Origin of the sequence: Streptomyces sp. NPDC001832 (assembly GCF_040297265.1) — a bacterium.
GTDB lineage: Bacteria > Actinomycetota > Actinomycetes > Streptomycetales > Streptomycetaceae > Streptomyces.
Genome location: NZ_JBEOYU010000006.1, coordinates 66,690 through 79,019 on the forward strand (window position 1 = coordinate 66,690; position 12,330 = coordinate 79,019).

The following is a 12,330-nucleotide window of genomic DNA, read 5'->3' on the forward strand; positions in this document are numbered from 1 at the left end:
TCAGGCGCCCGAGAACTCAAGGGCGCGCCTGCGGCGTTCCGCCGGTCCCGGCCGAACGGCCACTGCCCGCACCCCGAAACGTCGCCCCTGATCAGGCAGGAAGGCGCCCGCCGGCCAAAAGCAGGGAGGCGGGCACTGACTGGGCCCCAGTCAGCTGTCACTCTCCTGCCGGAGCGACCCCCACCGGGCATGCAACGCCCGTCCCCCCGATCCCGCAGTAGCCCGCCGGGTTCTTGTCCAGGTACTGCTGGTGATACGCCTCCGCAGGCCAGAACGTGCGGCCCTCCGCCGGGAGGATCTCCGTGGTGATCTCGCCGTAGCCGGAGCCGGTGAGGACCTTCTGGTACGCCTCGCGGGAGGTCGCCGCGGCCGCCGCCTGCTCGGGGGAGTGGGTGTAGATCGCCGAGCGGTACTGCGTGCCCACGTCATTGCCCTGGCGGAAGCCCTGCGTCGGGTCGTGGGACTCCCAGAACAGCTTCAGCAGCTCGGCGTACGAGACCCCCTTCGGGTCGAAGACGACGCGGACCGCTTCCGTGTGGCCGGTCAGGCCTGAGCACACCTCTTCGTACGTGGGGTTCTCCGTGGAGCCGCCCTGGTAGCCGACGAGCGTTGTCCACACACCGTCGGTCTGCCAGAACTTGCGCTCGGCGCCCCAGAAACAGCCCAGCGCGAAGTCCGCGACCTCCATGCCCTCCGGGTACGGGCCCAGCAGCGGGTTGCCGAGGACGGTGTGGCGGTCCGGGACGGCGAACACGGGCTCGGGGCGACCCTTCAGGGCCTCCTCAGGGGTGGGGAGCTGGGGCGTACGGCGTTGCAGGAACATGCGGGGGCTCCTCCTGGGGTCGGTTTGCCCTTGGTGCAACGCACCCGCAACGTCATGGATTCCGCACGCGGCTACCGCGGCAGCGTCGCCGGGCTACCGCCGTTCGCCTCGTAGCCGGCCACTGCCAGCGCCCGGTGGACCGTGTACGCGGCGGCCGGGTCGGGGTTCTGCGTCCACGGCAGCGCACCCACGTGGCCGTCGATGTGGACGATCTGGTTCATCGCCTCGCCCCAGCGCTCCATCCGGACCAGGAAGAAGAGCAGCAGGTGGCGTACGTGGGCAAGCATCGGGTCGTCCGGACGGGCCGCCTGCACCGCGAACAGGGCGCCCTCGACCGCCTTGGTCACCACCGCGCTCCGGTAGAAGCCCTGTACGAGATTGACCTCGGGCAGATGCTCGTACACCGCGAACAGCGGCAGCGCGGCCAGCAGCGAGCCCTGCGGGGCGCGGGCGGCGGCCGTGGTGGCGAAGCGGTCGGCGTCCTCGCGCGATCCGTGCCACTTCTCGCACCAGTAGTGCAGCGCGGCGATGTGCGCGCCCATGTGGGCCGGGGCCCGGTCGATCACCTTCGCCCAGAGCTGGTCGAACTCCTCGTGCGGGTAACCGAGTCCACGGGAGACCGCCAGCTCGACGAGGTACGGAATGGGGTCGCCCGGTGCCAGCAGCGCCGCTTCGCCGCAGACCGTACGGGCCTCCTCCAGGATGATTCGGAAGTCGTCCGTCCCCGCCGTCGACGTACGCCATGCCTGCTGCACCAGGAATTCGGCGTGCACCGCCGCACCGCCCGCGTCCTTCGGCGCATCGGCCCGCCACTTGCGCAGCCACGAACCACCGACACCGGGCTGCTGCGCCAGCTCCAGCGAGGCGGCACCGGCGAACGCCTGCACCCGCTGCCACCGCACCTCACCCTCCATGGGTGTACCGGCCAGCAATTGCGAAGCCGCCCGCCAGTCCTGGGAACGCTGCACGACATCGAGCACATCGAGAAGATCCTGATCCGGGCCCGGGAGCCGGATGTCCAGCTCCTCCTGGCGCACAAAGCCGTAGTTCTCCGGATCGGCGGCGTCCGGCGAACCGGGCGCGACCTGACGGATACCGCCGCGGCGGCGCAGCACGAAGGGGCCGATGATCGCGGCGAGCATGCACAGTGCGATCAGGAACCAGAGAATCTCCATGCCCCCATTGTCACCGGACGGCCAGGAAGCACAGTGAGCGCCCTCGCGACGAACTACGCTCGGGCCCCATGAGCGACCAGCACAGCTTCGAGACTCTCGCGATCCACGCGGGAAACATCGCCGATCCCCTCACCGGCGCCGTTGTACCGCCCATCTACCAGGTGTCCACGTACAAGCAGGACGGCGTGGGCGGCCTGCGCGGCGGCTACGAGTACAGTCGCAGCGCCAATCCGACCCGTACCGCCCTGGAGGACAACCTCGCGGCGCTGGAGGGCGGCCGGCGCGGGCTTGCCTTCGCCTCCGGCCTCGCCGCCGAGGACTGCCTGCTCCGTACGCTGCTCACCCCCGGTGACCATGTGGTCATCCCGAACGACGCCTACGGCGGCACGTTCCGGCTTTTCGCGAAGGTCGTCTCGCGGTGGGGCGTTGACTTCTCGGTCGCCGACACCTCGGACGTGGCGGCGGTACGGGCGGCGATCACCCCGCGCACCAAGGCGATCTGGGTGGAGACCCCGTCCAACCCGCTGCTCGGCATCACCGACATCGCCGCGATCGCCGGTGTGGCCCACGCGGCGGGTGCGCGGCTGGTCGTCGACAACACCTTCGCCAGCCCCTACCTCCAGCAGCCCCTCGCTCTGGGTGCCGACGTCGTGGTGCACTCCACCACGAAGTACATGGGCGGCCACTCGGACGTCGTCGGCGGCGCACTGATCGTCAACGAGCCGGAACTGGCCGAGGAGCTGGCGTACCACCAGAACGCGATGGGCGCGGTCGCCGGACCGTTCGACGCGTGGCTGGTGCTGCGCGGCATCAAGACCCTCGCGGTCCGCATGGACCGGCACAGCGAGAACGCCACGAAGATCGCCGATCTGCTGACCCGGCACCCCAAGGTCACCCAGGTCCTCTACCCGGGGCTGCCCGAGCACCCGGGCCACGAGGTCGCCGCCAAGCAGATGAAGGCCTTCGGTGGCATGGTGTCCTTCCGCGTCGCGGGCGGCGAGGACGCGGCGGTCCACGTCTGCAACCGGGCGAAGCTGTTCACCCTCGGTGAGTCGCTGGGCGGCGTCGAGTCCCTCGTGGAGCACCCGGGTCGCATGACGCACGCCTCGGCGGCCGGCTCCCCGCTGGAGGTGCCGGCCGACCTTGTCCGGCTCTCCGTCGGCATCGAGTCCGCAGACGACCTGATCGCCGATCTGACGCAGGCGCTCGGCTAGGGCGTGTTTCGTCCGGCCGCCTTCAGCACCCTTGGGCGCCGGCCTTCTCGTCGTCCAGCGATGCCCGGATCTGTTCACGCAGCTCCGGGCTGTCGGTGTGCTCATGGACGGAGACCGCGTGCTCCGCTGCGGCCCGTACGACTTCCTCTTCCTCGCCGGAGATGGTCAGCGAGCAGTTCGTGACGCTCGGATACTTGCGGCAGTCGGCGACTTTCCTGGTCATCGCAGCCTCCTCGGCCGGTTACCCATGACGCCCCGTTTCAGGATAGTTCGCCCCGGACCGGCCCTCACCAGCCGTCCGGCGGCGTCGTCTCGGCCGGAGGCAGCTGCCACGGCTGCGCCGCCACCGCCCACACCGTGAAGGCCACCACCGCGGCGAACGCCACCGACATCACCAGCCAGCGGGTGAAACGGCGCCGGCGCAGCAGGCGGCCGCCGCGCTCCGCCGCCCGTTGTGCCAGGTCGGCGGGCACTTGCGGATGCGGACCGGCCAGCATGCGCCGGACCTCGTCCTCCCGGCTGCCACGGCTCATGGCGTGACCAGCGGCCGCGGCAATCCCCACCGCGCCGTGGGCCGGCGGGTGCCGCGCATCGTGGCCACCGCACGGTTGCAGATCGCCCGGATCCGCTCCACCGGAAGCCCGAGCAGTGCCGCGGCCTGCTCCTCCGCGACGCCCTCGTACAGTCGCAGCACGAGAACGAGGCGCTCCTGCGGGGTCAGCCGGTCCAGCAGCCCGCCGCGCGGCCGGCGGTGCCGCCAGACCTCATGGGCGAACCGGACGGCCAGCTCCCCCCGGGTGCGGTCGTACGGGTCCTCGCCGCGCAGCCGTCCCCACTGTGCGTACGTTCGTGCCAGCGCGGCTGTGAGCATCCGCTGGGCCCGGGGGTTCGCTCCGGGCGGCTGCATGGGCTCGGCGGTGAGCAGCGTGGCCGTGTGCAGCAGTCGGCCGGCCGCGCCCGTCACGAAGGTCTCGAACTCCTGGGCGCGGCGCCGCTCCCGGCCCGCCTGGCGTTCTCGCACGGTCCTCATCCGAGCCGTTGCGGGGCTCCCGGTCAAGAGGCGTGCGCACGGCAGCCCGCACAGCACCGTCAGGCGCTGCCGCTCCCGTTACCCGGCCGGAGCGCCTGGGACGAGGCCTGGCGGGCGGCCAGTGCCAGATTGAACCGGGTGAGCAGCGTGCAGAACGTCTCGCGCTCCTCGGCCGTCCAGTCGTCCGTCACCTGGGTCATGAGCTCGCGCCGGGATTCGCGGACCTCGTCGAGCCGTGTCTGGCCGCGTGGCGACAGCTGGAGCACGACGGCCCGGCCGTCCTCCGGGTGCGAGGTGCGCTTGACCAGACCGGTGTCGACGAGGGGTGCGACCTGCCGGGTCACGGTCGAGGAGTCGATCCCCATGCCCGCGGCCAGTGCCTTGACGCCCATCGGCCCTTCCCGGTCCAGCCGGTTGAGCAGCAGATAGGCGGCCCGGTCCATGGAATTGCGCACCTGGCCGAGACCGCCGAGGCGGGTCTGCTCGGCACGGCGGGCGAATACCGCGACCTGGTGCTGCAGTGCGTCGAGGACCTGGTCGGAATCCGTGGGTTCGGGGGTGGCGCCCCCGGAAGGAGACGCAGCTGTCGTCATGTCCTGAGGGGGCATGGCCGGGGGCTCTCTTCGTGCGGTGTCATATGGGTGGGGGACAGAGTACGCGGCCACAGGGCAACACGCCCCAGTGCTGCACAAACCTGTGGACAACGGCGCAGGACGTGACCGCACCAGGGGCCCGGAACCCCTGCCCGGACGCAACGTCCGGTACCCCTGCCGAGCTGCAAGACTTGCGGTATGAACTTCCGCGCGCCCGGCCATTTTTCCCCGCTGATCCTCGATGACATCCGCGGGGCGCAGAAGATGCTCTCCGGCGTGGCCAGGGTGACCGCCATGGAAGGCAGCCGCCACCTGACCGAGCTCGTGGGCGCGCCGGTCCACTTCAAGTGCGAGAACCTGCAACGGACCGGTTCGTTCAAACTGCGAGGCGCATATGTGCGGATCGCGGGCCTGTCCCCGGAAGAGCGGGCGGCCGGAGTAGTCGCCGCGAGCGCCGGAAACCATGCGCAGGGTGTCGCACTCGCCTCCACGTTGCTCGGTGTGCGGTCGACGGTCTTCATGCCGGTCGGGGCGCCGCTGCCGAAGGTGGCAGCCACCCGCCAGTACGGGGCACGGGTCCGGCTGCACGGCCATGTCGTCGACGATGCGCTGGCCGCCGCCCAGGAGTACGCGCAGGAGACCGGTGCGGTCTTCATCCACCCCTTCGACCACCCGGACATCATCGCCGGACAGGGCACGGTGGGCCTGGAGATCCTCGAACAGTGCCCCGAGGTGCGCACCATCGTCGTCGGGATCGGCGGTGGCGGCCTCGCCGCGGGCATCGCGGTGGCGGTCAAGGCGGTCCGGCCCGATGTGCGGATCGTCGGCGTGCAGGCGGCGGGCGCGGCCTGCTATCCGCCGTCGCTGGCCGCGGGGCACCCGGTGTCGATCGGCTCGCTGAACACAATGGCGGACGGCATCAAGGTGGGGCGCCCCGGTGATGTGCCGTTCGAGCTGGTCAGAGAGCTGGTCGACGAGGTTCGTACGGTCTCCGAGGACGAGCTGTCCAGTGCGCTGCTGCTCTGTCTGGAGCGGGCGAAGCTGGTGGTGGAACCGGCCGGTGCGAGCCCGGTCGCTGCGCTGCTGAGCAATCCGAAGTCGTTCCACGGGCCGGTGGTCGCGCTGCTGTCGGGCGGCAATGTGGACCCATTGCTGATGCAGCGCATCCTGACCCACGGCATGGTGGCGGCCGGCCGCTATCTGAGTCTGCGGCTGCGGCTGTCCGACCGCCCCGGCGCGCTGGCGACGCTGCTGGCCGTGCTCTCGGTGGTCGACGCCAACGTTCTCGACATCGGCCATGTGCGGACCGATCCCCGGCTCGGCCTCACCGAGGTCGAGGTGGAGCTGCATCTGGAGACGAAGGGGCCGGAGCACTGCGAGGAGGTCTCGGCGGCGCTGCGCGACGCGGGCTATCTGGTGATGAGCTGACCCCGTGCATCGCGATGTATCGCGTTACGGTGCCGGTTCGCCCGGTGGCCGCAGGCGTGTTCCCTGGTGTCCCTCCGTAAGGCGGCGGTGCGCAAGTGCCGGCAGGTCGCGGACGCCACCCACGCAGGGAGCCTTTGGCCCGACGGGCCGAAGGCTCCCTGCGTCAGTGGTGCGGGATCAGCCTGTGTAGGGCTTCGCCGCGAGGATCTTCACGGTGGCCGTCTTGCCGTTCGGCAGCTCGTACTCGGCGTCCTCGCCCATCTTCTTGCCGTTCACACCGGTGCCGAGCGGCGACTGCGGGGAGTACGTCTCGATGTTCGAGCTCGCGTACTCGCGCGAGGCGAGCAGGAAGGTCATCGTGTCGTCCGGGTCGCCGTCGAAGGCGATCGTCACAACCATGCCGGGCTCGACCACGCCGTCGTCGGCAGGTGACTCGCCGACCTTCGCATGCTCCAGGAGCTGGGTGAGCTGGCGCACCCGCAGCTCCATCTTGCCCTGCTCCTCCTTGGCCGCGTGGTACCCGCCATTTTCCCGGAGGTCGCCCTCCTCACGGGCCGCCGCGATCTTTACGGAGATTTCCGTGCGCGCGGGACCAGAGAGGTACTCCAGCTCGGCCTTGAGCTGGTTGTACGCCTCCTGCGTGAGCCAGGTGACGTTTTCGCTGGTCTGGGTCACAGGTGCTCCTCGTCGGTACTGGGAATACAAAGCATCGCCCTACCCGTAAGCATGTGCCTCCACGGGTGGGCGAAACCACGAGCCTAACAATTCCCCAGGAAAAGGGGGAGGAGGTAAACCGTCAGGGCGGCGTATGTGCAGGTCAGCGCCTACTACTGCGGTTCAGTGTCGGCGCGCGGCGGTCAATGTGCCGCTCCGCCGTCCTCGGTACAGCCCAGCAGCTCGACGCTGGTCGCCCTGGACGTCGTACGCAGCGACAGGGCGCGGTCGATATTGTCCGTGCTGTCGTCGAAGCGGATGTCCTTGCGGGCCACGTCGCTGCCGTCCTCGTGCTGCGCGCGGATTGTGCAGTAGCCCTTGGCGTCCGTGTCCTTGCGCACCTTCAGGTGCACATCGACCCGCTCGTCCGAGACGACCTTGAACGTGATCACCTCGGCGCTGATGCCCTGGCCGGAGACGTAGTCGTAACCGATCCAGCCGACCATGCCGAGAAGAGCGACGCCCAGCACCGAACCGATGATTTTGAGCTTGCGGTCCGTGCGCTGATCGGCGGAGCGGCCGTAGCGGTTCTCCGGAAGCGCTTCACGCACCGCAGTCATGATCGTTCCTCCCGTACCGGGGATCGAGGAATTTTCCACCCCCCGGTTCGGTCACTATAGAAGCCTGCCGCCCGCCACCCGACCGCCACCCCGGACCGGCGTCCCTTCGGGACGAAGCCTCTCCATGGCGTTCAAATCAATGAGGATCGAGTCTTGACTGAGCAGCTGCGACTGATGGCCGTTCATGCCCACCCCGACGACGAGTCGAGCAAGGGGGCGGCCACCATGGCCAAGTATGTGTCCGAGGGGGTGGACGTGCTGGTTGTGACCTGCACGGGAGGCGAGCGCGGCTCCATCCTCAACCCGAAGCTTCAGGGCGACGCGTACATCGAGGAAAACATCCACGAGGTGCGCAAGAAGGAGATGGACGAGGCCAGGGAGATCCTGGGCGTCAAGCAGGAGTGGCTCGGCTTCGTCGACTCGGGTCTGCCCGAGGGCGACCCGCTGCCGCCGCTGCCCGAGGGCTGCTTCGCGCTGGAGGACGAGGAGAAGGCCGCGGGGCGTCTCGTCCGCAGCATCCGTGCGTACCGGCCGCAGGTCGTCACGACGTACGACGAGAACGGCGGGTACCCGCACCCCGACCACATCATGACCCACAAGATCACGATGATCGCGTTCGACGGTGCGGCGGACACCGAGACGTTCCCCGAGTCGGAATTCGGCCCGGCCTGGCAGCCGCAGAAGCTCTACTACAACCAGGGCTTCAACCGCCCGCGCACGGTGGCGCTCCACGAGGCGCTGCTGGCCCGTGGCCTGGAATCCCCGTACGGCGAGTGGCTGAAGCGCTGGAAGGAGTTCGAGCGCGACGAACGCACACTGACCACGCATGTTCCGTGCGCGGACTTCTTCGAGATCCGCGACAAGGCGCTGATCGCGCACGCGACGCAGATCGACCCCGACGGTGGCTGGTTCCGCGTCCCGATGGACATCCAGAAGGAGGTCTGGCCGACCGAGGAGTACGAGCTGGCGAAGTCTCTCGTCGATACTTCCCTCCCCGAGAGCGACCTCTTCGCGGGCATCCGCGACAATGCCTGATATGTACGCGACCCAGGCACTGAACCATCTCGTCCCTCTCGCCGAGTTCGACGCCGACAAAGTGACGCCCGGCCTTCTCGGCTTCCTCGTCTTCGCGGCGCTCGCCGTGGGCGTGTGGCTTCTGATGAAGTCCATGAACCGCCACATGGGCAAGGTCGACTTCGAGGAGGCCCCGGACCCGGATGAGGCGTCCGGAGACGCCGTTGCCGCGGGTGCGGGGTCCACGAAGCGGAAGCAGGCGTAGGCCCCTCATTTACCGGTCGGCCCCGGGCACTGGCGGGCACCGGGGCGTCCGGTGGTTGCCACGCGCTCGCGGGCCGGTTGTGGCCGGCTCGGCTCGAAGACGTCCTCGATCGCCGGACGGGCCTGGTCATGACCGGAGCGGTACGCCCATGATCTCCCGTGCGTGGCGTGTGGGCGTCATGCCCAGGCGCCACGCCTGCCAGCCGTCCTCCAGGTCCACGCCGCGGTTCAGCACCACGGTGAACGCCTCCGCGAAGTCCTCCAGTTTGCTGTCGCGCGTCGAGTGGCCGGCCAGGAGCAGGTCGGCCAGTTCCTGCTGGGCCACCACCGTGCCCACCTCGCTACCGCCCGGTGACGCGTACGGCAGCAGCGTGCAGCGCAGGAAGCGGGCCCAGTCCTCGCCCCGCCTGTCGCCGTAGGAGTCGAACAACTCCGCCGCCTCGCCGCACAGCTCCAGCGCCTGCGCGGCGCGGTTGTTGCCCGCGTCGATCAGGGCCAGCTCCAGGCACGTCCAGGCCTCGCCGTGGGCGACCCCGATGCGCCGGAAGTCGGCACGGGCGTCGACCAGGAGCTGGCGGGCGAAGCCGGAGTTGCGGAGGTTCCCGGTCTGGGCGGCCCGCTGGTCACGAGTGACCCGGCCCGAGTGGTGCCGGGCACACGCCAGCCCGTACGCGTCCCGCATCCGGGCGAACATCGTGCGGGCCCGCTCCAGCTGCCGCAGCGCCTGGTCGGTGTCGCCGTTCTCCTCCAGCGCCTGGCCCAGGTAGTACAGCGTCCACGCCTCGCCGCGCGCGTCCTCGTTGTCGCGGTGGCGGGCCAGGGCCAGATACAGGTCCTCGGCCGCCGGGCCAGGGACACCGTCCAGCAGCCGGGCCCGGGCCAGCTGGGTCAGCGCCCACGCCTCGCCGCGCTCGTCCCGGGTACGGCTGTACAGCTCCAGCGCCGTACGCAGCGCGTCCCGCGCCCGCTCCACATCGCCCATCCGCAGCAGGGTCTGGCCCAGTTGGAACTGCGTCCACGCCTCGCCGTGCAGCGACTCGCCCTCCCGGTGCAGGGCCAGCGCGGTGTCCAGGAGGGTCAGCGCCTGGGCCGGATGGGCACGGTCGCGTTCGACGGCGGCCAGGGCGTGCAGCGACCAGGCCCGGTCCTCGGCCTGCTCCTCGGAGGACTGCAGCTCGATCGCCTCACGCAGCCGCGCCGACGCCTCGGTCAGATTGCCCTGGTGGTGCAGGGTGATGCCGAGCGAGCAGAGCGCCAGCGCCGTGCCCGCCTCGTGCTGCGCCTCGCGGTACAGCCCGACGACCGACGACAGCGTGGTGCGCGCCTTGTCCAGCTCGCCGAGCTGACGCGCCGCGATGCCGGTACGCCACTGCACGGACCGCTCCAACAGCCCCTTGTCCACGGCCTGCGTCAACTCGCTGATCTCGCCCAGCCGGTAGAGGTCGCCGCGCAACAGGCAGTAGTCGCACAGCGCGCCCAGGAGATCCAGTACGGCCCCCTGGCCGATGCCCTCCGCGTGCCGCAGCGCCGAGGTGATGAAACTCGACTCGTCGTCCAGCCAGCGCAGCGCCGCGTCCAGCGAACCGAACCCGTGCGAGCCGAACTGCCCGGCCCGGGTGGACATCTTGCCGTCCACCATGCGGATCACGGCACCGGCCAGCTCCGCGTAGTTCTGGATCAGCCGCTCCTGGGCCGCGGTACGGTCCGCCGCCTCCTCCTCGTCCCGCAGCCGGGCCAGGGCGAAACTCCGTACGAGATCGTGCAGCCGGTAGCGCGAGCCCCGCACATGGTCCAGGAGCCCGGCCCCGGCCAGGACCGTCAGCAGCCGCTCGGCCTCCTGCTCGTCGACCGAGAGCAGCGCGGCCGCCGCAGCGGCGCCCAGGCTGGCCCGCCCGGCCAGCGCGAGCCGGCGCAGCAGCCGCCGCGCCTGTTCGGACTGGTCGGTGTAGCGCAGCCACAGCGCCCGCTCGATGGGCGCGACCGGACCGTACGCGGCGAGATCGGCGGCGAGCGCGCTCCGGGTACGTGGACCGAGCGAGGAGCCCGCCAGGCGCAGCGCCAGCGGCAGCCCGCCGCACAACTCGGTGACCTTGTCCGTCGACTGGGAGTCGTACGGCCCCTGCTCCTGCGCTTCGGCCGCCTCGCGCAGCAGCTCCTCCGCGCCCGCCGCGTCCAGCGCGCCGACCGGCAGCTGATGGACCCGGGCCGGAATGCCGGCGGGCAGCTCCAGCGGCTCGCGGGTGGTGACGAGGACGAGGCTGTCGGAACGCTCGGGGACCAGCGCGCGGACCTGGGCCGCGTCGCTGGCGTCGTCCAGGACGATCGTCACGGGGGTGTCGGTCAGATGCTCGTGGTACAGCCCGCTCAGCCGCCGCACCTGCTGCTCGGCCAGGGCGCTTCCCCCAGCATTCGAGCCCGCTCGACCAGGGGAGACCCCGTCCCGGAACAGCAGCTGATCGCGGGGCGCCCCCAGCCGGTTCAGCAGATGCAGCAGCGCGTCACGGGTCGGCAGCGGCGTCTCCCCGGCCACATCACCGCGCAGGTCCACCACGCAGGCACCCCGGAACTGATCCTTCAGGCTGTGCGCCGCCCGTACCGCGAGCGTGGTGCGTCCGGCGCCGGGCGCACCGTGCAGGACGACGACGGTCGGCTTGCTCTCCGTCGACGCGCGGGCCTCCCGCACCCACTGCGCGATCTGCGCCAGCTCGGCCCGCCGCCCGGCGAACGGCCCCTCGGACGCGGGCAGATGGCCGAACGACTGCTCAAGGAGCGCGCGCGTACGGGCCGCGGCGCTGCGGTCCCCGCCACGCAGCGACGGGGCGGTCCGCGACTGCGCGGGTGCCTTCTTCCCCGGTGTGCGCGACGAGGCGATGAGCATCCGCTGCTGGTCGAGGTACGGGCGGATGCACCGTACCTCCAGCGCCGCCAGCCACTGCAGCCGCAGCTGTTCGGCGCCGCCGGGCTGCCCGAGTGCACCCGCACGCCTGTGGGCGGCGGGCCAGTGCGATGCGGTGACCTTGGCGACGGTCGCCGCGGCCCCCGCGACCGCGACGACGGCGCCCGCGCCGAGCGCCGGCCCCGCCGCCGTACCGAACGCGATATCCGCACCGAAGGCGGCGACTGCGGCAACTCCCGTGACCAGCAATGGAGTTCCCATGGCCGATCGGCTGAACAGCTGTGACAGCGGCCGCTGTCCGGCCTCCGCCGCGTCCAGCGCCTGGAGATACGCCGCGTACTCGTCGGCCGCGCCGGCCGCCAGGGAGTCGAGCGCGGCCCGCCCGCGCGCCATCAGCGCACCGGCGTCGGCCCGGCCACCCGACCGCCGTACCTCTTCCTCGACGGCGCGTACCAACAGCCGTTCGGCTTCCGCCCGATGGCTGTCCCGCATGTGCGTCCCCCTCCGGATACGACGAATGCAACTGCCCCTGCTGCCATCGCCGCCCAGTCTGCTGGGTGCGGCGCGTCAGCGCGAGAGAGCGATGCGATCAACCGGGCCCAAGAGAGGAGTAGGTATA

13 protein-coding genes are annotated in these 12,330 nt (G+C 70.7%); 4 read left to right on the forward strand and 9 right to left on the reverse strand.

The window, feature by feature from the left end; all coding sequences use genetic code 11:
- Positions 1–157: 157 nt before the first annotated feature.
- Together msrA and ABT115_RS07320 are read right to left on the reverse strand one after the other, a co-directional pair.
- Positions 158–823: a peptide-methionine (S)-S-oxide reductase MsrA gene (gene msrA, locus ABT115_RS07315; RefSeq protein WP_351784982.1), complete on the reverse strand. Its 666-nt coding sequence runs from the start codon at positions 821–823 to the stop codon at positions 158–160.
- A 71-nt stretch (positions 824–894) separates the two neighbouring features.
- On the reverse strand, positions 895–1,998 hold the full coding sequence (locus tag ABT115_RS07320; RefSeq protein ID WP_351784984.1) for a hypothetical protein: 1,104 nt from the start codon (positions 1,996–1,998) through the stop codon (positions 895–897).
- Positions 1,999–2,066: 68 nt separating this feature from the next.
- Between ABT115_RS07320 and ABT115_RS07325 the strand changes: the two genes are divergently transcribed.
- Positions 2,067–3,212 carry a cystathionine gamma-synthase gene (locus ABT115_RS07325; protein WP_351784986.1) on the forward strand — a complete coding sequence of 382 codons (1,146 nt, stop codon included), beginning with the start codon at positions 2,067–2,069 and terminating at the stop codon, positions 3,210–3,212.
- A 22-nt stretch (positions 3,213–3,234) separates the two neighbouring features.
- On the opposite strand, the gene ABT115_RS07330 is transcribed toward ABT115_RS07325, so the two are convergent.
- The 4 genes from ABT115_RS07330 to ABT115_RS07345 all read right to left on the reverse strand — a co-directional run bounded on the left by ABT115_RS07330 (position 3,235) and on the right by ABT115_RS07345 (position 4,850).
- Positions 3,235–3,435 carry a DUF1059 domain-containing protein gene (locus ABT115_RS07330; protein ID WP_351784988.1) on the reverse strand — a complete coding sequence of 67 codons (201 nt, stop codon included), beginning with the start codon at positions 3,433–3,435 and terminating at the stop codon, positions 3,235–3,237.
- A gap of 64 nt (positions 3,436–3,499) precedes the next feature.
- Positions 3,500–3,745, reverse strand: coding sequence for a hypothetical protein (locus ABT115_RS07335; protein WP_351784990.1), 246 nt, complete (start codon positions 3,743–3,745; stop codon positions 3,500–3,502).
- Positions 3,742–4,233, reverse strand: coding sequence for a sigma factor-like helix-turn-helix DNA-binding protein (locus ABT115_RS07340; protein ID WP_351784992.1), 492 nt, complete (start codon positions 4,231–4,233; stop codon positions 3,742–3,744). The genes ABT115_RS07335 and ABT115_RS07340 overlap by 4 nt, the downstream gene beginning before the upstream one ends.
- A gap of 68 nt (positions 4,234–4,301) precedes the next feature.
- Positions 4,302–4,850, reverse strand: a complete 549-nt coding sequence (locus tag ABT115_RS07345) for a MarR family winged helix-turn-helix transcriptional regulator (RefSeq protein WP_351784994.1) — start codon at positions 4,848–4,850, stop codon at positions 4,302–4,304.
- Positions 4,851–5,033: 183 nt separating this feature from the next.
- Here ABT115_RS07345 and ilvA point away from each other — a divergent pair, with 183 nt between their 5' ends.
- Positions 5,034–6,263 carry a threonine ammonia-lyase gene (ilvA, locus tag ABT115_RS07350; protein ID WP_351784997.1) on the forward strand — a complete coding sequence of 410 codons (1,230 nt, stop codon included), beginning with the start codon at positions 5,034–5,036 and terminating at the stop codon, positions 6,261–6,263.
- A 177-nt stretch (positions 6,264–6,440) separates the two neighbouring features.
- On the opposite strand, the gene greA is transcribed toward ilvA, so the two are convergent.
- The gene (greA, locus tag ABT115_RS07355) at positions 6,441–6,938 is read right to left on the reverse strand and encodes a transcription elongation factor GreA (RefSeq protein WP_351785000.1); all 498 of its coding nucleotides are present in this window, start codon (positions 6,936–6,938) and stop codon (positions 6,441–6,443) included.
- Between the two features lie 182 nt (positions 6,939–7,120).
- Entirely contained in the window at positions 7,121–7,537 is a 417-nt protein-coding gene (locus tag ABT115_RS07360; protein ID WP_351785003.1) for a DUF4307 domain-containing protein, read from the reverse strand.
- Positions 7,538–7,690: 153 nt separating this feature from the next.
- On the opposite strand from ABT115_RS07360, the gene mca reads away from it, so the two are divergent.
- Together mca and ABT115_RS07370 are read left to right on the forward strand one after the other, a co-directional pair.
- Positions 7,691–8,572: a mycothiol conjugate amidase Mca gene (gene mca / locus ABT115_RS07365; RefSeq protein ID WP_351785006.1), complete on the forward strand. Its 882-nt coding sequence runs from the start codon at positions 7,691–7,693 to the stop codon at positions 8,570–8,572.
- A 1-nt stretch (position 8,573) separates the two neighbouring features.
- Positions 8,574–8,816 carry a hypothetical protein gene (locus ABT115_RS07370; protein ID WP_351785009.1) on the forward strand — a complete coding sequence of 81 codons (243 nt, stop codon included), beginning with the start codon at positions 8,574–8,576 and terminating at the stop codon, positions 8,814–8,816.
- Positions 8,817–8,942: 126 nt separating this feature from the next.
- On the opposite strand, the gene ABT115_RS07375 is transcribed toward ABT115_RS07370, so the two are convergent.
- Positions 8,943–12,203 (reverse strand): tetratricopeptide repeat protein, encoded by a 3,261-nt coding sequence (locus ABT115_RS07375; RefSeq protein WP_351785012.1) that lies wholly within the window; start codon positions 12,201–12,203, stop codon positions 8,943–8,945.
- Positions 12,204–12,330 lie beyond the last annotated feature (127 nt).

Excerpts from the sequence above, each read along its gene's own strand:
- ABT115_RS07375 (WP_351785012.1), bottom strand. The coding sequence starts at position 12,203 with ATGCGGGACAGCCATCGGGCGGAAGCCGAACGGCTGTTGGTACGCGCC.
- ABT115_RS07325 (WP_351784986.1), top strand. The coding sequence starts at position 2,067 with ATGAGCGACCAGCACAGCTTCGAGACTCTCGCGATCCACGCGGGAAAC.
- ABT115_RS07345 (WP_351784994.1), bottom strand. The coding sequence starts at position 4,850 with ATGCCCCCTCAGGACATGACGACAGCTGCGTCTCCTTCCGGGGGCGCC.
- ilvA (WP_351784997.1), top strand. The coding sequence starts at position 5,034 with ATGAACTTCCGCGCGCCCGGCCATTTTTCCCCGCTGATCCTCGATGAC.
- msrA (WP_351784982.1), bottom strand. The coding sequence starts at position 823 with ATGTTCCTGCAACGCCGTACGCCCCAGCTCCCCACCCCTGAGGAGGCC.
- ABT115_RS07330 (WP_351784988.1), bottom strand. The coding sequence starts at position 3,435 with ATGACCAGGAAAGTCGCCGACTGCCGCAAGTATCCGAGCGTCACGAAC.
- ABT115_RS07360 (WP_351785003.1), bottom strand. The coding sequence starts at position 7,537 with ATGACTGCGGTGCGTGAAGCGCTTCCGGAGAACCGCTACGGCCGCTCC.
- ABT115_RS07370 (WP_351785009.1), top strand. The coding sequence starts at position 8,574 with ATGTACGCGACCCAGGCACTGAACCATCTCGTCCCTCTCGCCGAGTTC.
- ABT115_RS07320 (WP_351784984.1), bottom strand. The coding sequence starts at position 1,998 with ATGGAGATTCTCTGGTTCCTGATCGCACTGTGCATGCTCGCCGCGATC.
- ABT115_RS07335 (WP_351784990.1), bottom strand. The coding sequence starts at position 3,745 with ATGAGCCGTGGCAGCCGGGAGGACGAGGTCCGGCGCATGCTGGCCGGT.